Origin of the sequence: Paenibacillus marchantiophytorum, assembly GCF_014640555.1 — a bacterium.
GTDB classification, from domain to species: Bacteria; Bacillota; Bacilli; order Paenibacillales; family NBRC-103111; genus Paenibacillus_E; species Paenibacillus_E marchantiophytorum.
The window spans coordinates 39,876-63,288 of sequence record NZ_BMHE01000026.1 but is presented as its reverse complement, the minus strand read 5'-3'; the positions used below and the strand labels follow the sequence as shown (position 1 = coordinate 63,288).

At 45.0% G+C, this 23,413-nt stretch carries 19 protein-coding genes and 1 pseudogene; 7 read left to right on the top strand and 13 right to left on the bottom strand.

Annotated features, from left to right (window positions below; genetic code table 11):
• Positions 1-515 precede the first annotated feature (515 nt).
• From map to IEY34_RS21990, 3 genes are all read right to left on the bottom strand, one after another.
• Positions 516-1,262, bottom strand: coding sequence for a type I methionyl aminopeptidase (gene map / locus IEY34_RS22000; protein ID WP_189015151.1), 747 nt, complete (start codon positions 1,260-1,262; stop codon positions 516-518).
• A gap of 5 nt (positions 1,263-1,267) precedes the next feature.
• Positions 1,268-1,870, bottom strand: coding sequence for a TetR/AcrR family transcriptional regulator (locus IEY34_RS21995; protein ID WP_189015149.1), 603 nt, complete (start codon positions 1,868-1,870; stop codon positions 1,268-1,270).
• A gap of 266 nt (positions 1,871-2,136) precedes the next feature.
• Positions 2,137-2,601, bottom strand: coding sequence for an NUDIX hydrolase (locus IEY34_RS21990; protein WP_189015147.1), 465 nt, complete (start codon positions 2,599-2,601; stop codon positions 2,137-2,139).
• Between the two features lie 337 nt (positions 2,602-2,938).
• Here IEY34_RS21990 and IEY34_RS21985 point away from each other — a divergent pair, with 337 nt between their 5' ends.
• Positions 2,939-3,598, top strand: a complete 660-nt coding sequence (locus IEY34_RS21985) for a class I SAM-dependent methyltransferase (RefSeq protein WP_189015145.1) — start codon at positions 2,939-2,941, stop codon at positions 3,596-3,598.
• Between the two features lie 23 nt (positions 3,599-3,621).
• Here the strand turns inward: IEY34_RS21985 and IEY34_RS21980 are convergent, their stop codons facing one another.
• Both IEY34_RS21980 and IEY34_RS21975 read right to left on the bottom strand, forming a co-directional pair.
• A complete protein-coding gene (locus IEY34_RS21980; protein ID WP_189015143.1) occupies positions 3,622-4,857 on the bottom strand; it encodes an MFS transporter in 1,236 nt (411 codons plus the stop codon).
• Positions 4,858-5,013: 156 nt separating this feature from the next.
• Positions 5,014-5,487, bottom strand: a complete 474-nt coding sequence (locus IEY34_RS21975) for a MarR family transcriptional regulator (RefSeq protein ID WP_189015141.1) — start codon at positions 5,485-5,487, stop codon at positions 5,014-5,016.
• A 194-nt stretch (positions 5,488-5,681) separates the two neighbouring features.
• Here IEY34_RS21975 and cyoE point away from each other — a divergent pair, with 194 nt between their 5' ends.
• Positions 5,682-6,596, top strand: a complete 915-nt coding sequence (gene cyoE, locus IEY34_RS21970; protein ID WP_189015139.1) for a heme o synthase — start codon at positions 5,682-5,684, stop codon at positions 6,594-6,596.
• A gap of 22 nt (positions 6,597-6,618) precedes the next feature.
• Here cyoE and IEY34_RS21965 read toward each other — a convergent pair whose 3' ends face one another.
• On the bottom strand, positions 6,619-7,968 hold the full coding sequence (locus IEY34_RS21965) for an LLM class flavin-dependent oxidoreductase (RefSeq protein WP_189015137.1): 1,350 nt from the start codon (positions 7,966-7,968) through the stop codon (positions 6,619-6,621).
• Between the two features lie 195 nt (positions 7,969-8,163).
• On the opposite strand from IEY34_RS21965, the gene IEY34_RS21960 reads away from it, so the two are divergent.
• The 4 genes from IEY34_RS21960 (at position 8,164) to IEY34_RS21945 (ending at position 10,788) form a co-directional block, all read left to right on the top strand.
• Entirely contained in the window at positions 8,164-8,949 is a 786-nt protein-coding gene (locus IEY34_RS21960) for a methionine ABC transporter ATP-binding protein (protein WP_189015135.1), read from the top strand.
• Entirely contained in the window at positions 8,946-9,614 is a 669-nt protein-coding gene (locus IEY34_RS21955; RefSeq protein ID WP_189015133.1) for a methionine ABC transporter permease, read from the top strand. Before IEY34_RS21960 ends, IEY34_RS21955 begins: the two co-directional genes overlap by 4 nt.
• Before the next feature lie 76 nt (positions 9,615-9,690).
• Positions 9,691-10,578 carry a MetQ/NlpA family ABC transporter substrate-binding protein gene (locus tag IEY34_RS21950; RefSeq protein WP_189015131.1) on the top strand — a complete coding sequence of 296 codons (888 nt, stop codon included), beginning with the start codon at positions 9,691-9,693 and terminating at the stop codon, positions 10,576-10,578.
• 99 nt (positions 10,579-10,677) lie between these two features.
• Positions 10,678-10,788, top strand: a complete 111-nt coding sequence (locus IEY34_RS21945; RefSeq protein WP_189015129.1) for a YjcZ family sporulation protein — start codon at positions 10,678-10,680, stop codon at positions 10,786-10,788.
• An 83-nt stretch (positions 10,789-10,871) separates the two neighbouring features.
• Here IEY34_RS21945 and IEY34_RS21940 read toward each other — a convergent pair whose 3' ends face one another.
• A complete protein-coding gene (locus IEY34_RS21940) occupies positions 10,872-12,512 on the bottom strand; it encodes a bacteriocin maturation protein (RefSeq protein ID WP_229757780.1) in 1,641 nt (546 codons plus the stop codon).
• Positions 12,513-12,754: 242 nt separating this feature from the next.
• On the opposite strand from IEY34_RS21940, the gene IEY34_RS21935 reads away from it, so the two are divergent.
• Complete coding sequence (locus tag IEY34_RS21935; protein WP_189015121.1) at positions 12,755-14,653, top strand: TOMM precursor leader peptide-binding protein; 1,899 nt, start codon at positions 12,755-12,757, stop codon at positions 14,651-14,653.
• Positions 14,654-15,383: 730 nt separating this feature from the next.
• Here IEY34_RS21935 and IEY34_RS38155 read toward each other — a convergent pair.
• The 6 genes and pseudogenes from IEY34_RS38155 to IEY34_RS21910 form a co-directional block, all read right to left on the bottom strand.
• Positions 15,384-15,722 (bottom strand): annotated as a pseudogene (locus tag IEY34_RS38155) (transposase zinc-binding domain-containing protein); the annotation flags it as partial.
• Positions 15,723-15,969: 247 nt separating this feature from the next.
• Complete coding sequence (locus tag IEY34_RS21930; RefSeq protein ID WP_189015119.1) at positions 15,970-17,010, bottom strand: stalk domain-containing protein; 1,041 nt, start codon at positions 17,008-17,010, stop codon at positions 15,970-15,972.
• Between the two features lie 650 nt (positions 17,011-17,660).
• Positions 17,661-18,560, bottom strand: coding sequence for a haloalkane dehalogenase (locus IEY34_RS21925; RefSeq protein WP_189015117.1), 900 nt, complete (start codon positions 18,558-18,560; stop codon positions 17,661-17,663).
• 22 nt (positions 18,561-18,582) lie between these two features.
• Entirely contained in the window at positions 18,583-19,032 is a 450-nt protein-coding gene (locus IEY34_RS21920) for a MarR family winged helix-turn-helix transcriptional regulator (protein ID WP_189015115.1), read from the bottom strand.
• A 216-nt stretch (positions 19,033-19,248) separates the two neighbouring features.
• Complete coding sequence (locus tag IEY34_RS21915) at positions 19,249-21,507, bottom strand: S-layer homology domain-containing protein (RefSeq protein WP_189015113.1); 2,259 nt, start codon at positions 21,505-21,507, stop codon at positions 19,249-19,251.
• 275 nt (positions 21,508-21,782) lie between these two features.
• Positions 21,783-23,390, bottom strand: a complete 1,608-nt coding sequence (locus IEY34_RS21910) for a helix-turn-helix domain-containing protein (RefSeq protein WP_189015111.1) — start codon at positions 23,388-23,390, stop codon at positions 21,783-21,785.
• Positions 23,391-23,413: the final 23 nt, after the last annotated feature.

Genomic DNA, 23,413 nt, shown 5'->3' with positions numbered 1-23,413 from the left:
CTAGCCAGTCGGTTAACAGTTGTTTATTGCCAGTTAGCGGCTGACTCAGCTGGAAGTTAATCGTCCTTTCCCGTGCAAAGGAATCAAGTAATAAATCTATTTATATCTCAGAAAAACTAAGGGAGTTTTATTTTATCACCTATTGTCAGTTGTAACACAACCGTTATCATTACAACTACATACCATACAAGATAGTTATAGAAATTAGTCTTATTGTTTTCGTAAGTTCGGAAGTCTTTAACAATAAAAACTCCTGACATCACTAGATAGGAAATTACTATAATAAAAGTGGTTAATTTCCCGAAAATTGTGAATTCTATTACAAACAATAATAAGAAACCAATTAAGCTTTGAATAATAAATAGCAAAATAGACATCTCCTTATTAAGAGCTTAGTCCCAGTCGTTAAGAAGTCAGCATCTTAGAACAAAGAGCAACACGAGTATCTACACTTCGTGTTGCTCTCTTCATGAAATTCGGTACATTAATATTTTGAGACATCTATTATATCTCCTCTATTGTGCGGTCAAAATAATCGGGCCATCAGCAGTAATGGCAATTGTATGCTCGTACTGTGCGGAAAGCGAGCCGTCAGCGGTTCTGGCGGTCCATCCGTCGGCGTCAATTGTCATTAACGCTTTTCCGGCATTTAGCATCGGCTCGATCGTTAAAACCATCCCTTCCTTCAAGCGGAACCCTTTGCCCGGATTCCCGACGTGGGTATAATTAGGTTCCTCGTGCATCTCCCTTCCTACGCCATGACCGAGAAGATCGAGCACCACCGAGAATCCGTTTCGCTCGGCATGGGTTTGAACCGCATGCATCACATCGCCGATCCGGTTTCCGACGACTGCTTTTTCAATACCCAGATATAAGGATTCCTTCGTTACCTGCATCAGATTACGGGCTTCTTCCGACACCTCGCCGACCGCATAACACCAAGCTGAATCGCCGATCCAGCCATCCGCTTCCGCGACGATGTCAATTGTGACGATATCACCTTCCTTGAGCGGCTTCCGGTTCGGAAAACCATGTGCAATGACGTCGTTGACAGACGCACATGTCGCGAACGGATAGCCGTTGTAGCCTATCGTATAAGCCTTGGCGCCATTCTCCTTCAGGAACCGCACCGCGAAGGACTCAATATCGAGCGTCGTGACACCCGGCTGGATCATACTTGCGATTGCTTGATGAAAAGCAGCGACAATTCCGCCGGCTTTTCTCATTTCTTCAATTTCTGCTCTCGACTTCAGGATGACCATGCCATTCATCTCTCCTTTGACTGTATGCCTAAAAAAATCATGTCGACGAACCCTTCCACATCCATCTCGCTGCGCATATTGTGGTGGATGTTCAATGCTGCGCAGCCAACAAGCGAGCCAAATATCAGATTAGCTGTTTTCTCCGGTGATTTGGAACCGATTCCTTCACGAATCGTTTCCACAAACGGCAAATAGATCCGTTCCTGAAAATCGGCAAATAGCTTAATGAACCTGTTTCCCGGGAAGTGATGGAAATTATCTGCAACCGTTTTTAACAAAATAAATACAGAAGGATCCTTGATACACTCCCGCAGAAGCAACCTGGAGTATGACTCCGCTTTAAACAAACTGTCGCTGTCCCCCGTCAAAGCGGGCATCACTGCCGACTCTGTTCGATTCAGGGCATCCCACAGTAAATCTTCCAACAACATGTGCTTATTTTTGTAGTAATGATACACGGTTCCGTAGCCGAGCTCTGCCTTGACTGCAACATCGCGTATTTCCAATTGAATGCCCTTCTCCAAATATACTTCCGCAGCCGCTTGCATAATTTGGTCCATCCGCATCTCCCGGATCGCATCATTCTGTTCTTTGGTACGTGGTGACATGGCGCCTCCTTTTTTTAGACCTTCTGTAATGTCAATGTAAAAATAATATACCTCATTTAGTAGTAAGGATCAAGTACTTCAATTCGCCTGTTTTTTCGAATAAAGCTCACGAAATAACCAAATTGCTCAATTGGATTACCTTCTCTATTGTTCGAATCATTGCATGAAGCATGTTCCTAACGGAGTGAAGGCTGCCGATATATTGCTGTCGGCAGCCCTTGGGTTTAGATAGAAGTAACTGGAGAAAATTTCAGTTTCATCAAGACTTATCTGCTCGTTAACAAATTTCTGTACTTATTTATCATTTCTCTGTGACTCTTTGCTATGTTCTCAGGCAGATCATCGATATTAAAGAACTCTAAACTCATTGATTCCTCATCATTAACTTCTAAAGTACCACTATACTCCTTAGTCCAATAAGCAGTAACAACAACATAAAATTCATCACCATTGGGAGCTTTAATAAAATTTTCTTTGCCAGAGAAAACATCAATTAATTTAAGATTTCTAACTGTAAGTCCTGTCTCTTCATACACTTCTCTTTGAGCAGTTTCTATTGTAGACTCCCCCAATTCCATTAACCCGCCAGGTAACCCATAACGCCCTACAGGATGATGCATTCGTTTTTGCAATAAAATTTTATTTTCTTCATCAGTAATAATAACTACCGAGCCAACAAGAATTAGTGGAATAGTGCCTACAATTTTTCTTAACTCTTCTACATAGCTCATTATACTTCTCCAATCTTAGAATTTATTGTTAATATACTTCTAACTCTCCAATCAAATTCCTTTATATCCCATTACTCTTCTTTGTAGTTGAGAAAAAGCAGCAGACCATCTGTCCGCTGCCTTCTATAGGGACCTCTAAATATTTTTTCTAATCTAAAATGCTCATGTTGTTCCAATTCTTTTTGTTACTCTAGTTACGCTATTAAGACGACTCCGTCTGAAGACGGAGCTGCATTTCATCCGCCGGATGGTTCAGGCGCGCTAATCCATCCCATATAATGAAATCGATAAGATACAGAAGGAATCGATTTCATTATAAAGGAGATATAGGTATACGATGAAAAACAAACGAAAAAACAAGGATGTCGGTATTTATGGCTTAACTGCAAAGTGGTATGATAAAAATTCTCGCAAAAGCCGAATGACTCAAATGCAAGATTATGCGAATGAAATTGCAACTTTAGTGAGCAAAAGGGCTAATATTTTGGAAGTTGCACCCGGGCCGGGTTATTTGTCGATTGAACTCGCCAAGAAAGGGTTTAATGTTACAGGAGTGGAGATAAGCGCAGACTTTGTGAAAATAGAAAAAAATAATGCAAATGAAGCAAATGTTTCCGTTGATTTTAAGGAAGGTAACGCATCTAATCTACCATCCGAAGATAACTTTTTTGATTTTATTGTTTGCAGTGCTGCATTCAAGAACTTTAAGGATCCGTCAAAGGCGCTGTGTGAAATGTATCGAGTGCTGAAAGAAGGTGGAACATCCCTAATTATCGACATGAATCATGAAGCAACCTCTGAAGACATAAACAATGAGATTAGACAGACAGGAATGAAAGGATTTGACAAGCATTTTGTGAAATTTGCATTTAAAACTTTTCTAAAGCAAGGTGCTTACACAAAAAAAGATTTTGAATCACTTTTAGAAGAAACGCCATTTAAGAACTACCATATCAAAAAAGAGGGCATTAGTTTATTTGTTTATCTTTATAAATAGTTTATCTTGGCTCAGTCCGACTTCTACATATTTACATGCGGTCTCTTATACAAAACTGGTATTGCCGCTGCTATAAGAATCATACCCATAAAAGCGGGCGCAGCATGACCAAGTGATACATAGATTTGACCTCCAATGAGAGGCCCAATCATTCTTGCTAATGCCTGAATAGATTGGCTGCCTCCTTGAATCCTTCCCTGTTCACTAGAATCGACAGACTTGGAGAGCATTCCATTGAATGAAGGCCCAAAGATCGAATCACCAAAACCAAATATAAACATTCCAGCGATTAAAAGTGGATAGAATGAGAACAATGAAGAAGCTGCAATAAGACTGTAGCCGATAATCTCCGAAACCATTCCAAGAATGGCTATCTGTTTATCACTAAGTTTTCTCAAAAGCTTTGGCATGATGAAACCTTGTGAAATGATGTCTTGGACGCCCATAATGGAAAACATAAGTCCGATGAGTGCAGGCTTCCAACTGAAAGTATCCATTGTAAATTGTGAAAAAACAGCCTGTAAAGATCCGTTGGGTATCCAGAGCAAGAACGCTGAGACAAGCAGCCTATTTAAGTTTTTCATGGAAAGTAGATTTGCAAGCTGTGCAAATGGATTCAGTCTTACAAAGGTAATCTCTTTCAGTCTATTCGTCTTGGCAAGGCTCTCAGGCATAAAAAAGTATCCATAAACAACATTCACTAAAGTTATTATTGCTCCAAAATACATGGGCACCGAATAACCAAACTTGGCAAGTAATCCGCCTAGCGTTGGGCCAATGACAGTACCAACACCTACAACCGCGCTTACCCATCCAAAGTATTTGGTTCTCTGCTGCGGAGGAATGATGTCTGCAAAATAGGCGAATATAGTGCCTATGCTGCCACCTGTTATACCCTCTATGATGCGCCCAACAAATAGTATCCATAGAGCTCCTCCTATGCCAAAAACGAAATATCCGATTGCGGAACCCAGAAGGCATACTAAGAGCAATGGGCGGCGGCCATATCTGTCGCTCAAAGCTCCAAGTACGGGGGCTGCAAAAAACACGCAAAATGCATAAACAGAGGTCAGCAGCGTAACAACTATCGCTTGCTCTCCCGGATTGCTTGTATAAGGCTGCACTAAGAATGGGACGACAGGTGCTATAATACTGAAGCCTATTCCGCAAAGAAATACAGAAATAAGGCCGAATAGTAAAGCGTGTTTATCTACGGTTTGTTCTGTGTTCTTTTCATTATGTGATCTAAAGATGGACATTTAAAATCTCTCCTCAAAAGTTGTGTCTTTGATTCCTCGGAAACAAAATAATCGTATTATAATTTTGTTTCCTTGTCAACAAAATATCAACAATAAAAAGGCAGCCTGTCCTCAATAGAGTTTGGCTGCCTGTGGTTTCTTATTCATTATTCTAATTTATTCCGACTTCATCTCTATACCCTTTTTCTTTATTTCTGCTTCCAAATGCCTATTATACTTTTCCACAAAGCTAAGCATACTGTCAAATTGTGCCGCGGTTACCTGCTCAAATACGACTTTATCCCGTTCTTGAAACTCTTTGTGCAGGTCCTCATGGATTTTATAAATGACTTTCCCTTGCTCAGTAAGCCTAAAATAGATTTCTTTCTTGTTATCCGATTTCTGGTAGCTTTCGATAAGACCTTTTTGTATGAGCTTCTGAGTTAATTTACTTATGGCACCGCGAGTCATATAAAAGGATTCCGCAAGTTTCGTAACGTTGGAATCTACATTTCTTTCGATGTATTCGATGCAATGTACTTCAGAAGGCTTGTAACCTTTAAGACTTTCTTCCATCTTGTCCTTATTAAGCCAAACTAATTTGTTATATAAGTCCCTGAAACCCATTAAGACCTGATCTTCTTTGTTCATGGCCTGCCCTCCCACTCATTGGTTCATTAGCAATATTATATAATAAAAGCATTCCGAAACTGGTTTTTTTCACGAAAGCGACAAAGATTTTTGACAGAATCATGTTGATTTGTTGAGGATCAGCATATTAACAACACCTATATGGTAACCTTAACCTATAGAAGTTAATTTACTTGTAAGGGTGTGTTAGCGTCATGCAAATCCAAAGCAATATGGCTAGTATCGAACGAATTCCGACCTCAATCACGAAGGTACTTTTCGAAACGATAAAAATTGGCATTATTAAGTCGAACCTTATCGCCATGATCGCAGGCCTTAGCATGGCATTGTTCGTTCATGGTATACCTCTCCTCGATAAGATCGGCAACATTACGTTGGCACTCATCGGATCTTCCTTGGTGATCGGAGCGGCCGGTATCTTTAATAACTTATATGATCGCGATATCGATCGCATTATGGAACGGACGAAAAATAGGCCGACTGTTTCCGGTATCGTAGACATCGGGAGCGGGCTAATCATTGGGATCTGGATCGCGATCGGCGGTCTTGTGGCACTGTATATAGCTTCTCCGCTATCCGCTTTTGTAGGCTTCTTGGGGCTGTTTCTCTATGTCATTCCTTATACCATGTGGACAAAGCGCAGAACAATCTATAATACAGAGGTTGGAAGCTTGTCGGGTGCCATGCCTCCGTTGATCGGTTGGGCCGCGATCTCTCCTGATATTTTGCATCCCCATGCGATTGCATTGTTCCTGTTAATGCTGATTTGGCAGATGCCGCATTTTTACGCAATTGGAATTCGGCGTATGGAGGAGTACCGGGCGGCCAACATTCCGATGCTCCCAGTTGTCAAGGGTATTCGTAGAACTTACGTGCAGATGAACGCGTATCTGGTTGTACTGTTCCTGTGCAGCTTTTTGTTCTGGTCATTTAATCCGTACATTGCCATAGCGAATGCGCTCTTGAGTTTGGGCTGGTTGATTCTGAGCATCAACGGTTATCGTCGGAAGCAGGAGGACCAGTGGGCCCGTTCAATGTTCATTTTCTCGCTAAATCACATCACGGTGCTACTGTTGATGATTGTCGGCTACTCCCTAGTTGCTGCTTGAGTAAAAAAGGCAACCGATCCAATCAGATCGGCTGCCTTTGTTTTTGTAAGCTATACCGATTCGGAGGCACTGGCAAATTCAGATGATCGCGAAGCGTGTCACCTTCATAATCGGTCCGGAATAAACCTCTCTCCTGCAAAAGAGGGACGACCAGATTCACGAAATCTTCTAAATTGTTCGGTAAAAGCGGAGACATCAGCATAAAGCCGTCTACAGCTCTTTGAACAAACCATTTTTCTAAATTATCGGCTATTTGTTCAGGCGTTCCTACAAAGTCGTTGACGGTATAAGACCCGGTTATCAAAGAATACAGTTCTCTAAGTGTGGGGTTTTCTTTGATCACGAAAGGACGAAACTTTTCATATTCGAATCGAACACCCGTCAGCTCGCCAAATCCAATATCAAGCGTTCTGGTTTCTAGCGTATGCTCACTCAAATCCAATCCTCCAAAATAATCGGTCAGGAACTTCAAGCCCGTTTCGTCGGTTATCAATGATTCTAAGTAGGCAAGCTTCTGCTGTGCGATCTCTTCAGTTTCCCCAATAATCGGTGAAATACCCTGAAGAATATGCACTTCATCGGGGGAGCGGCCGAATGAGACGACCTTATTTTTGAAAGAACGGTAAAATTCCTGAGAGTCCTCGAGACTATTTTTATGTGAAAAAATGACTTCCGCGCTCCTCGCGGCAAACAGTTGCCCAGCCTCTGAAGATCCAGCTTGCACTAGCACAGGATGGCCTTGTCTAGAGCGATGAATATTTAACGGCCCCTGCACCGAGAAAAACTCCCCTACATGGTCCAGCTTGTGAAGCTTGCTGCGGTCGTAAAACTGCCCGCTTTCTTTGTCGCGGATGAAAGCGTCATCCTCCCAGGAATCCCATAAGCCTTTAATCACGTCAATAAACTCTTCTGCCCGCTTATATCGAAAGCCATGCTCCAAATGCTCACGGCCATTGAAGTTAAGTGCTGTATTCCCGGACAAATCTCTTGTCGTTACAATGTTCCAACCAGCTCTGCCTTTGCTGATATGATCAACGGACAGGAATTGTCGCGCCAGATTAAAAGGCTCCACATAAGAAGTGGAGGCTGTTGCGACAACTCCGATCTTTGAAGTCGCCCCTGCTAAAGCTGTAATTAAGGTGATGGGCTCAAAGCGGGTCAAAATATTCGGATGCGACTCCTCATTGATAGCCAAGCTATCTGCAATAAAGGCAATATCAAACTTCCCTTTCTCCGCAATTTGAGCCAAATGTTTGTAATAATCAATATCAATGCTGGAATCCGCCTGAGCATCAGGATGTCTCCAAGATGCTACGTGCATACCGGTTCCTACTAAATAGGCGGACAGCTTTATTTGTCTTTTACGAGACATGAGATCTCCTCCTTAAATTCCGAGTAAATTAATAAACATAATATGTTTTAATTTACCACCCTCTCTAATAATCGTCAATCCCAGGATGATAAGCCCGAACAAGTAGCAAAAGAAATTTTCTTGACAGAATTTAGGTTGTCATTTAAATTATACTAATAAACTAGGATTACTTGGTATTAAAAGTGAGGGATTATTATGATCGTCATCAAAAATCTCAATAAAACATACCGAACACGCCAATCTGTGTTCACTGCCTTAGAGAACGTCAACCTTGAGATTGAAAAAGGCGATATCTTTGGCATTATCGGGTTTAGCGGTGCAGGCAAATCAACACTAATCCGATGTCTAAACCGGTTGGAGGAACCTGATTCCGGGAGCATTGAGATTGAAGGCAAGGTCATTACAGATCTGTCAGACAAAGACCTGCGCTTAGCTAGGCTGAAAATCGGTATGATTTTCCAACAGTTTAACCTCCTTGATTCCAAGACTGTATTTGAAAATGTGGCCTTCCCTTTGAAGGTTGCAGGCCATCCCAAATCGTACATTTACCAGCGTGTTAGAGAAATACTGGAACTTGTAGAACTAAGTGATAAAGAAAATGTCCATCCATCCCAGTTGAGCGGAGGTCAAAAGCAGCGAGTTGGCATCGCCAGAGCTCTCGCGAATGAGCCAGACGTCCTGCTCAGTGACGAAGCCACATCAGCGCTTGATCCGCAAACGACCTACTCCATTCTAGAACTGCTAAAAGACATCAACCGTAAGCTTAATTTGACGATTGTGCTGATTACCCATGAACTCGATGTCCTGCAGCACATATGCAAAAACTTTGCGGTCATCGAAAAAGGCACAATCGTTGAACAAGGCTCCGTGGACCAATTTTTCCTGAATCCAGCAAGCGATACGGCCAAGAAATTCGTGAAAATCTTAGATTTCTATCGCAATAAGCATCATCTCGAAGAAAGGGTGAGAGTCAGCCTATGATTCAAGAATTAATCGAATTACTCTGGCCTGCTCTTTTAGAAACACTCTATATGCTATTATGGTCTTCCATTTTCGCATTAATTATGGGTTCTGCACTCGGCGTCACTCTAGTGGTAACGGAGAAAGGCGGTATTCTTGAAGCTACAGGGCTGCATAGAGTCATTAATATGGTCATTAACTGTATTCGCTCTATTCCTTCTATCATCCTAATCGTCTTGCTGCTGCCTTTATCTCGTATGATTGTCGGAACCACCTTGGGTCCTACCGCAGCTATTGTGTCGCTTTCGATCGGTATCGCACCTTTCTTAGGCAGGATTATAGAAACATCGCTGAAGGAAGTTAGCATTGGGAAAATAGAAGCGGCCAAAGCCGTTGGAGCTTCCCCGTTTACGATTATTTTTCGAGTACTTATTCCGGAATCCCTGCCAGCGCTTGTACGCGGAGTAACGATTGCCATCATCGCCATCACCGAGTTTACTGCCATTGCTGGAGCTATCGGTGCTGGAGGACTGGGCAGTTTGGCCATCCGATTCGGATATCAGAGATTTCGTGAAGACGTGCTCATCGCAACTGTCATAATCATTATTCTTCTCGTACAAATTTTTCAGTGGACTGGAGACTACATCTCTAGGTCAATAAATAAAAAACGCTTCAAGCTTGATTAAAATTAAAAGCATTGTTGTTCCTATCGGTTTCATTGCATGACCAAATATACATATAAGAAATAGGAGTGAGTTATCCATGGTTACAAAGGGATTATTTTCTATCGTTTCATTATTCGCAGCTTTTAGTGTTATCCTTGCTGGGTGTGGTGCTACTAGCAGTACGGTAGCATCAAGCAGCCCTAAAGCATCCTCACCAGCGGCAACTGCGGCAGCACCAAGCAGCGCTCCAACAGAAGCACCCAAAAAGGAAGTCACTTTAACCATCGGATCCGCCGAAATCCCACATTCGGAAATTCTTAATTTCGTTAAACCGAAGCTGAAGGAACAAGGAATTAATCTTGTTGTTAAAGTCACGGATGAAGGTCTTTTGAATCAGTTGCTCAAAGATAAGCAAATCGACGCAAACTACTTCCAACATGTGCCTTACTTCGATTCAGTCAAAACTGAAAAAGCCTTCGACTTTGTGAATCCAATTAAAGTTCACGTTGAGCCTATCGGCTTCTACTCCACCAAGCTCAAATCAAAGGATGAGATTAAGGATGGCGCGAAAATTGGTATTCCAAACAACCCCTCCAACGAATATAGAGCGCTTGTACTCCTTCAACAGCAAGGATTAATCAAGTTGAAAGAAGGTCTCACTACCTACCAAGCAACACCTAAGGACATCATCAGCAACCCAAAGAACCTGAAATTTGTGGAAGCTGAACCCCCTACTTTAGCTAGATCCCTACAAGATCTTGATGGCGCGGTTATCAATACAAACATAATTATTGAGGCTAAAATCGATCCCAAAACAGCCTTATTCAGAGAAGATGCAAACTCTCCTTACGCCAACGTAATTACGGTTCGCAAAGGCGACGAAAACCGTGACGAAATCAAGAAACTGGGTGCTGCTTTGACCTCTTCCGATGTCAAGAAGTTTATCCAAGACAAGTATGGAGTTTCAGTAGTTCCTGCATTCTAATATTCCAAGGCTCAATAGGGTACATACGTCCAATCAATTACTATTTAACGAGCATATTTTATACCGTAGTAACAAATCACCAGAAGGGGATGAGTAAACATGGGAGCAGTAGGTTATGGTGGAAGTTGTGCAGGTTATGGTAACAGTTCAGCAGCTATTTTGGTTCTTTTTATTCTTTTGGTCATCATCACATCCGCATTTGTTTGGTAATTCCTTAATCTAACACAAAGAACAACGAGAAGAAAAAGTCACCCTTAATCTTAGGGTGACTTTTTTATGCATAGCGCTTGATCTCACCGGGATTCCCCCTCTCGCAGCAACACGCCAAACACTCCTGCCATTTCCACTTTCAGAAATGGTACTACTGCCAGATCCAAGACCAAGAGCCTCATACGGTTCCGTTCCAAGACCTGCAAAGCGGACTGCAGAACATCCGATTTTAACGTCACTTCACAAGAAGGGATCTCAACGATTAGCGGCAGCTGTTCAGCTAGATGCACGGACGATACCTCCAACCCTTTCGATGTGAGGCAAGCTGGTCGGTTTTGTGCCTCCAACAAAGCCTGCTGTAGAGCATTCCGCAATGCCAGGGTCACATTCAAGCCTACACCGCCATACCAACGATCACTTGTACCGACCCACATCACAGGGAATCCGGCTACTTCCTCCCCTAAACCAAACATGGGTGCTCCCTTCATCGTCGTCAGAGCCTGCAAATAAAACTGGCAGTGTTTATCTTCTATTGCAGACAACTGTACTCGAATGACAGTAGGCAACTGACATGCCAGTCGCTTGCCCAGTAACTCGGCCAAGCTACATTGCAATCCTCGGCCAATGCCTTCCGCAACCGTTCCCCCCGCTCCAACGCCCATAAATTCCTGCGGGTCTATCCTATTGCCCTCTGATTCCTGATCGGATGGAAGCGTCGAAACGAGCAGACTGGCCATTCGCGACACATACGCTTCAATCCCTACCAGCCCTGCTTCCCGCCTCGCTCCCTCATGCGTCAAATCTGTACAAACAATGTCTGGCAGAAGCCCCGCCGGACCTTCTGATAGCGGATCGACTGCCTGAACGCGACACTGAGAGAGCGGCAGTTGCTTTAAGTCTCCCTCCTCCCAAATGTGGAATATCCCTGATTCAGTCGATGTCAACCGGCTGAAGTAAGGAAGCAATCCGTTTTCGCTTGTGCTTGATACCCGTTCGCAAAGCAGATCGACATCGTGAATCCATTCAGCTGCGGTACATCCGGTCACAAGCGGATGGGGCATGAACGAATGCCATTTCCCTTCCAATGTCTCCAGATTAAGCAGGAAGAATTGATTCTTTTGTTCCGCATCGTTCGCTCCCGTAATTTTTTTGAACAATTCAAACACAATCACATTCGCTAACATCGCTCCCGCTGTGGAAGAGAAGGTGTGCAGCTCAGGGTCTTTATAAATCGCAGATTCGTGAATGCTGCGATACGCTGACTCCCAGCATCCCTCTAAGTCCGGATGCACTAGCGGACCCGCTAGACCCACCTGCTGCAGACATATTGCGGGAAGAAACAACTTTCGCTCCTCCCTGCAAACCGCGTGAAGAACCCGCAATTCCTCGATATCCCCCTCCTGTGACACATACAAAATGGAAGCAAATGGCCTAACAGCCTCCCGCCAACTACTAACCCCTTCCTTCAGCAGGGTAACTTCTTCTATTGTCACCTCGGGATCTGTATTACGGGCATGTGCAGCCAGTTCTAGCATTCGTTGCCGATCAGTCGGCCCTGAGCCAGAGACTAGCACGTGAAACTTGGGCATTCCGGATACTAGCAGTGCAGAAATGACCGAGATCAGAAATGGCCCTGAGCCGACCATCAATACTTTAGCCTGACGATAGGACTCTTTGAGAACCCTTTCCGACAATTGATGTGGAGAATGGTTCAGATTTGTCATTTTATTCCTCCTCGTACTTCCCGATCTGCCCCAACTCTTCCTAAGTAATTTTATGTGCAGCTATTTGTCCCTCATGTCTTATACTTTATGGAAAGCCCCAGAAGTTCTACAATCGGGAAGCAAACCATATAGCAATCATAGGGGCTGCCGATCGGCAGTTCCTTCTCTTATGCCTTGAGGAGTTTAGCGGAGAAACCCGCCGAAACGAGCGGGGCACATTGCTGCGAGATGAGGTGAATTGCGTGAATGCTATCATATCAGTTGTCGGAGAAGGTTTATTGGCCGACTATGTATGCGAAGAGCTATTGGACCGTTGTCAGGTCGTTCGACAGACAGATTTCACTTCAGACATACCGAGAGCGGCGAGATTGGTTGTGGTGTTGCACGATGAATGGCCTTCCTCCGGATACTTCGAGGCTGAAGAGGCTCTGCAGCAGGCTGGTATCCCTTGGTTGAGGGGCTTTATTTCAATGGATGAGGGCATAGTCGGGCCTCTAGTTCGTCCGGGTACGCCGGGATGCTCCCAGTGTGCAGATAACAGGCGTTTCACGGCGTCGCCAGGGGACACACAACACGTGAAATTTTCGCTATCAGGACTTTGGCATACAGCTTACTTGCTGATTGCCGAGACGCAGCGAGTGTTGCAGGGCAGCCGAGCCCTTACGGAGGATCATATATATATCGTTAACCTGCAAACTCTGGATAGCTCGCTCCATTTCATACTGCCTGACCCGCTCTGTGAGATGTGCGGCAGCTTGCCCGATGATTCATCGGCGGCGGCCAACATTTCGCTCAAGCCGAGACCGAAGATAAGCGCTGACAGTTACCGCTGGCGTCCGATAGACGACCTGAAACAACATTTGGCCAAAGACTATATGGATTCCCGGACCGGCGTTTTTAATGCCAAGATGCTTGACCTCATGTCTCCGTTTGCCGGGGTGGCGGTCAATCTGCCATCGTTTCTGATGGGAGATGAAGTAACAGGAGGCCGCAGCTTTTCTTATGCGGAAAGCGAATTGACCGCGATCTTGGAAGGATTGGAACGACACTGCGGTATAACCCCCCGTGGCAAACGGACCGTAATTTATGACAGTTTCAACCATGTTGCGGATCATGCGCTCGCCCCTCAAAAGGTTGGGTTATATGCAAAGAAACAGTACTCGCAGCCTGATTTCGCATTCGAACCGTTTGATCCCGACCTCCCGATCGATTGGATATGGGGCTATTCGCTAGTGCAGGAGCGTCCGATCCTTGTTCCAGAGAGTCTCGCTTATTACAGTTCCGGTTTCGGCAGCGGCTTTGTTCAAGAAGGCTCCAACGGGTGTGCGTTAGGCGGAAGCTTGGAGGAAGCCATCTTGTACGGAATTTTAGAAGTGGCTGAGCGCGACTCGTTCCTGATGACTTGGTACGCGCAGTTGCCTATCCCGCGCCTTGACCCCTACTCCGCTAACGATCAGGAACTGCTGCTTATGGTCCAAAGGTTGCGCGCAGTTGCCGGATACGATATACATTTGTTTAACATGACAATGGAGAATGGGATTCCGAGCATTTGGGCGCTCGCGAAAAGCGTCAGCCCTGGGAAGGTGAATCTTATCTGTGCGGCGGGAGCTCATTTGGATCCAGTACGGGCCGCGAAAAGCGCCATTCACGAATTGGCAGGCAGGTTGATCTTCCTGCAAGAGAAATTTGAGGCAGGCATGGAACATTATAAGCCAATGCTCGACGATCCGTTTCTCGTATTGCAGATGGAGGATCATGCCATGCTGTACGGTTTGCCGCAAGCAGAGGAACGGCTGCAATTTTTGCTGGACGGACAGCGTCCGCTCAGAACGTTTGACGAGGAGTTCAAGCGTAAGGCAAACCATGCGGATCTGACCGATGATCTGAAGGAGATGATCGAGGTGTTCCGCCGCTTGAACCTAGATGTGATCGCGGTGGATCAGTCGTCGCTGGAAACGCTGCGAAACGGGCTGCATTGTGTAAAAGTTCTGATTCCGGGAATGCTGCCGATGACGTTCGGACATCATTTGCAACGCTTGACGGGGCTGAAGAGAGCGCTTCGGGTGCCGGCGGAGCTTGGATATGCGAAAAAGCCGCTGAAGGCCGGACAACTCAATCCGCATCCGCATCCTTTTCTATAAGACACGATGGGTCTAGTCAACGAACCGCGGATTTCGCACACTAAGCCATTTTTCACGCAAATAAACCGGATTCCTGTACGCTTAGGAATCCGGTTTATTTGTTTCACTAGAGATATGTGATGTGATCTCCAGCTTTTCCCCTGTTTCACACGGAGCTCGATAACATTTCCGCCAAGTGTCCATCCTGTTGGGAGAAAGTCAAACCGCTCACCCCACTTGTCAATATACTCATACTAGCGGATCCTACTTTACAAAGACTGTGAGCGTCGTGTGAAACGGAACTATGATCCCTAATTGGCGGGAACTGGGGTAAAAATAGCCTGAAAGGGAACTGAGATCCGCTAATTAAGCGGAACCTACTGATTTCAACCGGGAAATGGTGCAATAGCGGATCATAGTTCCCTCTGGCGTGGAATATAGCCGTTTTCAAAATTATAGCGTACTGTAGTTCCCTCAAACTCGCTATCCTGACACATTTTTCTAGTATCGCGGCTTAACTTTCCCTTATCTCCACGCGATAGCAAAGCTAGAGGATCTCATTCTGCCAAATAGCTTGTTTATACCTCCAAACCAGCAGCAATTCGAACAAATAAGTACGTTCACAGCTACCTTATTCTCATCTCATCGCATCGAACCACTCCGTTGTGATGGGGTCGCCTACAACCCAAGCCTGGAGACTGGCGTCAATCTCCAACATTTAAATTCTGGGCTAGCTTCACTCACCCCAACCCAAAAACATGTCTCTTAGACCTTCGTCGATGGTCAAGATAACCTGCCGATGGTTGACTTGACATACGTCCTCAGACAAGACACGGGCTCCACTCTTCCGTTTCTGCGTATAAATACGTCGTGCAGAAACGTCCCATGCACCGAAAAGGGCACCACCTTAAGATCGTGGCACCCTTCACATGCGAGCAGCTTAAACCCTTTTTTCGGGTCTCCACAATCTCGAAATTTCCAGATTTTCATTCAGCACTACGGGACGTATCTTTTTGCTATGCTTGCTTTTAAAGGCTTCATAGTAGCGATTCTCATTAAAGAAAATTCGGTGTAGGATGTCCTGTTTCATATTTTAAATGGACCCCAAATTTATACTTTCCGGCTATTATTCCAAAAATCCGTGATTTACTCGGCCCTTAGTCCATCTTAATTTTCGAGAAGCGTCCATGCCACTGAAGTGTTATTCCATGGTAACCCTGCCAGACATCCACACTTTGTATCCATAAAGTTGGCCACCAGTTACCAATAAAAATTGAAATCCATCACGATGAATATGCCAGTTATTTCTGAATTATCCCCTGCCCGTCCTCTTGCCTTTAGAATAATCTTCGTGCCGTAACAAAACGCTTCTTCCACTTATCATCGAAATTCTCTATGTGAACGCCAAGGTCTTTCGAATAGGTATGAAGCAACTGATTATTTCCTGCATAGATGGCTACGTGACCAATATCAAGCCCGCGAGCGCTAAAAAACAAGAGATCACCTTTGCGGATTTCGTCGATCCCAACTTCTTTCCCTGTTAGCGCCTGATCGTAGGAAACACGCGGGAGATCAATGTGCAGCACCTCGCTGAAAACATACTTAACAAAAGATGAACAATCGAATGTATGGTTTTGACCTGTTGCGGCGCCAAATTCGTAAGGTGTTCCTAGGAATTTGGTTCCGAATGTGATCAACTCCTCCGCTTTCTTAGAAGCCAACGACTGGCTCAAGTAATCGGAATACATCGGAGCGGCAGAGATAAATCCAATTGTACCGTCTTGGGTTTGAACCTCCAACCAATTCGGGTCCATTTCTCGGATTACGTGAATTTTATCGCTTTTGGGAAGCATTCGGAGCACGCTGGCGTCCGTCGTATCTGTATCTGGAGTGTCGCGCAGGTTGACGCCGTATTGAATCGCAGTTTCATAGTCATGAACAGACGAAATCGTAATTGATCGGGAATAATCATGCCATGCCACGAGATTACCAAGCGCTTCGCTTATAAATCGGAGTGGAACCATTGTAGAACCATCAATAATTTTACCGGCTATGGGCAGCTCTAGTCGTTGTTGATTTTTATAAGCAGCCATTGCACCGATTTGGTATGTAAATATATCACTATTTTTCTTAGCTGTAACCGTTCGCGTGCTTTCGTCCCAAGAAATTTGGGCACCTTCAGCCTCAAAAAGAGTGCGCATCGGAACGAGGCTATATCCATTTTCAATCACAGCAGGTGTCTGAAATGACAGCGGATGACCGTCCAAATATACAGAAGGCGAAGGACTTTCATCAGCGTGAACAGATGTTGTATAGAGCAATGCCATACTGAATAATGTAATTTTGATACCTTTTATAACGCCTGAATGAATTCTCATGATAAATGACCCCCTCATAGGTTAATTCCTATATATTTCGAGATCATCGCATTCCTTTGGTCCGTAATAAGAGATACCACATAAAGGAAAAAGGCTCATCATGCGGCAATAATACGCGTTTGTCAGGAATTAATTGGTATAAACGAAACCTGCTACTCTTTGCACGGAGTTCCATTTACAGCATCATTAAAGTGAGCCTGTCAAGTGCTCTTCTATACAGGCAGCTGTTCTTTTCAAACTGGATTATTCAGAGCCCTGCCTTACGGCAAGTAACGGGGTGCAAGGGGAGTGTTCTCTGCTTTCTTTTTGTTTTGAGGTGACTTTCACATGGGTACATTCCTTCGCACGAAGGCAAATGGGCTTTAGCGCCGGTTGGCACGCTGAAATACGTGGATTCGACCAAAAGTTACTAGATACGACCAGAGAGTTGATTCCTATGTGCATTGCCAGCTTTGGAAGGGAAAAACGCTTCACCATATCTGCCAGTTCTGCGGCAACACAGAACGTAGCGTGAAAAGGAACTATGATCCGCTAATTGGCGGGAACCGGGGTAAAAGTAGCATGAAAGGGAACTGAGGTATGCTATTTAGCAAAAAATGCTAATTCCGACCGGGAAATGGAGAAATAGCGGATCCTAGTTCCCTCAACCCTCAACCTCCCGATAATGACACTTTTGGCAAATTTCTCAGCCATGCGGCAAGCGCTTCGCCAACTTCATCAGGTGCGTCTTCTTGGGGATAGTGGCGGCCTGGCACAGTAACTTCGGTTTGCGATGGCCATGTACGGCAGAAATCGATGTGGGATTGCGGCAATAAGCCGGGGTCGCATTGAATGAACAGTTTGGGTACAGCGCTTTGCGCCAGATATTCTCCATACTCAGTGACAATCTCCGGTACATCAGTCGGATCTCCAACGAATGGAAGCTGGCGTGCCCAGCTGAGCATTGGACGGCGGCTTTCGCCCGGCTCCAGGAACGGTCGACGGTACTGTGCCATCTCTTCGTCCGTCAGCTTGCGCAATATGTTGACCGGCAGGTTGAACTCGATGAACGAATTTTGCTCTAGCACCATGTGCTCCCCTTCCGGCGTCCGGAGTGTTTGGAAGATCTTACGTCCATTCTCCGGCATTTCACTCCAACTGCGCGGCTTAATAATCGCTTCCATATAAACGATCCCTTTGACCGCGCCCGGATGGCGCTTACTCCAGTCGAAGCCCAGTACCGATCCCCAATCGTGCACCACGAAGGTCACATGCTCGCCCACGCCAAGCTGATTGAGTAGTTCATCAAGATAACGGCGGTGCTGGTCAAAGGTGTACGCGTGAGGCCCGCTATCCGGGAGCTTTGCCGAATCTCCCATTCCAATGAGATCAGGCGCAATGCAGCGGCCAAACTTCTGGGCATGAGGAATAATGTTGCGCCAGAGATAGGAGGATGTCGGATTACCGTGTAGGAAGACGATCGGGTCACCGCTTCCTTCCTCCACATAGGCCATCTCTAATCCGAATACTTGAGTTCGCTTTTTCTCATAGGGGAATGCCTCGTTAATCATTTTTCATCTCACCCTTCAATTTTTATTTGGTCAGATTACGCAGCACAATTGTGAGCAAGCTTAGTAACAAGTCATACTCTTCATCGGTAATACCGTTCCGCGTTTTGTTCTTAACGCGGGCCAGCGCTTCCTGCACCTTAGGTACAACCTCACGTCCCGAGTCCGTCAAATAGAGCAGATGATAGCGGTTGTCGGCGGGATCGACTTCCCTCCGTACATAACCTTCTGTTTCCAACTTGGTAATCGCTTTGGCGGTAGTCGTTTTATCAATGAACAGTTTTTCACTTAGCTGCTTCTGAGTAATCGGTTGCTGAAACGCAATCGCCATCAGAAAAATATACTGTCCGCTTCCGATTCGATAGGGTGCCAGTTCGGCTGAGATCGCTACCTGCATGTGTCGATAAATAGCTGAGATGTATGGACCGTGCGATTCCGATGCGTCCTTGTCATTCTGCCTCCAATGTTCGCTCACAGGATCCCCTCCTTCAATAGTATGTTATTGCAACTAATTTAAAAATACAGCAAATAGGATGCTATTGCAACTATTAGTTGTAAGACTTACCCAGATAGCCGTTCGTTACTTTGAATACCTACCCTTTTGGGTACATGGCTTTCTCATGAAACCAAATACAAAAAAACAAACTTAGAGGGTCCACTAGGACCGTCCAAGCTTGTTATCGTTACTTCTTTACTTGCTCTTCTGAGCCAACATTTTCAGCAGAATCGTTACGGCTTCAGCCCTTGTTGCATGGTCTTGAGCGGCGAATTGGTTCGCGTCTTTACCTTGCACAATACCTGCTCGCTTCACGTTAGCGACACTGCCTTTCGCCCATGTCGGAATATCCTTGTCGTCTGCGAAGTCAGTTGCGGCATTTGCTTCGATAGACAAGTTCATAGCGCGAGCTATCATCACGGCCATCTCCGCTCGTGTAACTTCTGCATTCGGACGGAACGTGCCATCCTCATTGCCATTAATGATACTGGCTTGTACCGCTTGCGCGACCGCCTTCTGCGCCCAAGCTCCGATTTCGCCAGAATCTGAGAAGGTCGTTGCTACTCCTGCTCCTTCTGGCTTCAACGTATTCATTAGCATGACAGCAAATTCAGCACGAGTCACGGTATGATTCGGTTTAAATGTATCATCCGGATAACCCGCGACAATTCCACTGCTTATTGCTTGCTTGATGTTCGCCTCTGCCCAGTGCTCAAAGATATCACTAATCGTAACTTCCTTTGGCTTTTCTGTCGGTGGCGTTTCCGTTGGATGGTTCGTTACTGGCTTCCCTGAAGCTTTATCAACAACGAGTACCGCAAACTTTCCAAAGTGATTAGCTTCCACACTAATGCGGTTGCCGTTGATCTTATCCCCGAAGACACCTATCCATTCTTTCTTCCCATCTTCATAATAGAAGACAGCCACCGATTGATTGCTCTTCAAACTTGTAGGATCAAATGTTAGAGCTATCGTTACCGGTTTACTGAAGTTTTCCGGGAAATTTTTCAGCACTTCAAATATGGAACTGCCCAAAACCTCTTTATTATTTAGCATATTCTGGGGGTTTAGGACTTTCTCTATCGTTAATTTCAGTTCGTTATTTGTTGCATTAGCCGGAATCGAGATTCCGATCTTATCTTCAAGACTAACCTCGCCTATTGTACCCACGGGAAGAGTCATTTGACCATTCGTTGAAGTCAATTTGGTTTCAATAGGTGGCGTGATTGGTGTTGATGACTCTTCTGTATCCGGTTGGGACGGTTGCACTGGCAGGTTCGCGGTTCTAGCTTCCACCAGATTGGAAGCCATTCTGTAGCCTGGAGCAAAATTGGCGCTCAGGCGGAATTGATAGTTTGTATTGTCTGTCAATGCAGCAATCGTTGTCTGCGTTTCATTGGCAGCCAAGGCTTTTTTGCTCCAGCTTTTTCCGTCTTGCGACCATTCAAGTTCGAGATCGGTTGCCCCCTCTACCACAGACCATGTGACGGTCGCTTGGTTTGAAGTTGTCACGATTTGTGGGCTGACCAAGGTGAGTGAAAATTTCTGCACACGGCGCAGCATGGAATCATCTACATAGATATTCCCAGCATTGTCGGCGGCAACACCGAATGTAACTTCAAATTCTCCAGGAGCTGAGCCTTCTTTTCCCCACATCCTGATTGATTTCCCATAAGGATCAAGCACTTGAATTCGATAATTCTTCGTCTCCATGACATGCAGATTTCCGAATTGATCAAAGGTGAGCGCTTGTGGAAAACTGAATTTCCCCGGTTCGGCGCTTTCCGTCTCTCCCCATTGTCCAAGATACTGGCCCATGTTATCGAATTTCTGGATGCGGAAGTTGCCCGGGTCCGCGATATAAATGGTGCCATCGCGGTCGACCGCGATGCCAGACGGCGCATTGAATTGACCGGGATTGGCCCCACGCGCTCCCCATGTGAGCAAAGTTTGACCCATCGGATCATATTTGCGTATCTGATGCAATCCGGCATTCGATACATACACATTACCCTGTTGGTCGACTGCCATTCCCAATACACCGGCATTCAGAAAATTACTATCATCCCAATGCCTCAGTTCGGTGCCGTCTGACTGAAATACCCGAATGTTACCTTGTCCATTATTGACATAGACAAGCCCGCTATGATCAACCGCAATGGCCCGCGGCATTCCGAAGACCATTCCGTCAATATCCCATGCTTGCAGAAACTGCCCATTTGATGTGAATTTCTGTACCCGGCTGTTCATTGTATCCGCGACGTAAAGATTTCCTGCTTGATCAATCGCCATCCCTTGGGGAAAACTGAATTGCCCCTCCTCTTCGCCATCTTCTCCCCATTGACTAAACACAGGAGCAGCGAACGCCTTTTCTCCATATCCGACGTACAGTGCGGACGTCATTACAGTAGCTGACAAAACACATTTCAAAAATATTAACTTGCTTTTCTTCATTGTCTCACATTCCTTTTCAGCATTCTTGTTGGTATAAATCAATCTGTAGCTGTTAAACCTGATCCTTAGTGCTCATTTCTCCTCTCGAAATAGCCCAGTTAATTGATAGGGATAATCATTCTCAATAGTTTCGCAAAAAAAGAGAATGATCTCTCTTAAAACAACTTACTCTTATGATAATGATATTCATTATCAGATATGTAATATTGCTATAGTAGCAATAAACCAATTTTTTTGTCAAATTAATTATTTTATGAATGACTTTGTTCTGCCCTCTATTTAATAATTCGCGGCAATAAAGGGAGAAGTCGATCCATCGTAATCGGATCGTCAAAATTCCATTTCGCTTCAAGCACATGAACGTGATCTTGCCCCAGTGATTTCCAATAAGGATGATTAGTCACTTTCTGCGCCTTATGCTTCGATCGCTTACACTCATCCACAAGAAGAAACAGATGGTCAGCCTCGTAATCCTTGATCATCTCATGTTCAATAGCGAAGAATGGAATGTTCCTAGCAATCAAATCTTTCACTTTGTCAGAAGGCTCGAAAGCAGATGATGGATGATATAACGTAAACGCTACACCTCTCATTCCCATGACATAGATAACACCATCGTTCACGACAAAAATTGTGGCTTGTTTCCGTTTATCCATAGGATACGAAAACAGCTGCTTCCATATCTCCGTGGATCTCATCTTATGGCTCTCCACCCAATTGCGCGCCTGGTTGGTCCTACCGAATAAATCAGCTACTTTAATAAGCCGATCATACGTATGTTCAAACCGGTCAATAGCTACGATTGGAGAAATATCGGACAGCTTATCGATCCAATCGAGCCGGAAACCACTATATACAATAAGATCGGGATTCAACGCTTTCACTTTGCCCGGTTCACCTAAGAGCCCGACATCTGCGATGTTGTTCAATTCCTCGCGATAGACGACTTTTTTGCCAATTACCGTCATATCTGCACCAATCGGCCTAATGCCTAGAGCCAATAAATCACCAAGGACAGCACCCACTGCCACAACTCTTGTGAAAGGGCTTGCGCTTCGTTCATTGGTTACCCCTTTGTTGCTTTTTGAGCGGACATATTGTTTGGGGGTCATCCCCATCTCATGCCGAAACTTGCGGGAGAAATAATATTCGTCCTTAAAGCCAACTCGGCGAGCAATTTCGCGTAAAGGGTCATCCGTTTGGAGAAGCAGCTCCTTGGCTCTGTTAATGCGTACTTCCGTCAAATATTCAAGCGGTTTTTTGCCAATCAACGACTGAAATAAATCACTGTATTTCCAACGACCAACACCCGACATTCGCGATAACAGCTCAACCGTAATTTCTTCCCGATAGTTGTGATTGAGATAGTTAATCGTGTGTTGAACAGCTGATGTATCATCGGTGAAAGAATGCATGGTTTGGACATTTTCCATAAGCAATACAAGAAGCTCTTGTAGACGAATCTGCTGCTTACAACGTTCTACGTACTCATGTCTCGAGCCATCGCTAGCTCCTTGAGCAACCTGTTCTAGCAAATCGACAAGTCGCGACAATGGCATCACATCAATCTTCGTCTCATAGGGAACACAGGGCCCAATATCCATCGACGGTTCCTTCTCCCCCATTGCATAGGCATGGAAGCGAATCATATACACAGCTCCTAGCAGATCACTTCCGCCGCTAATCTCTATTTCCGCCTTGTCCCCTGGGGCCAGAAGCATACAAGATCCTTGATCCGCATAGAGGATATGTCCGGCCAGACGAAGATTGCCTCCCATTCGGGCAAAGCAAATGATCCGATGACCCGTCCTATCCGTGGGTATAACCAACTTGTTGGACAACAAATCTATGATTTTAACTTCTAATATATCGTATATATGCATGTGCGGGTTCCCTTCCTTTTCCA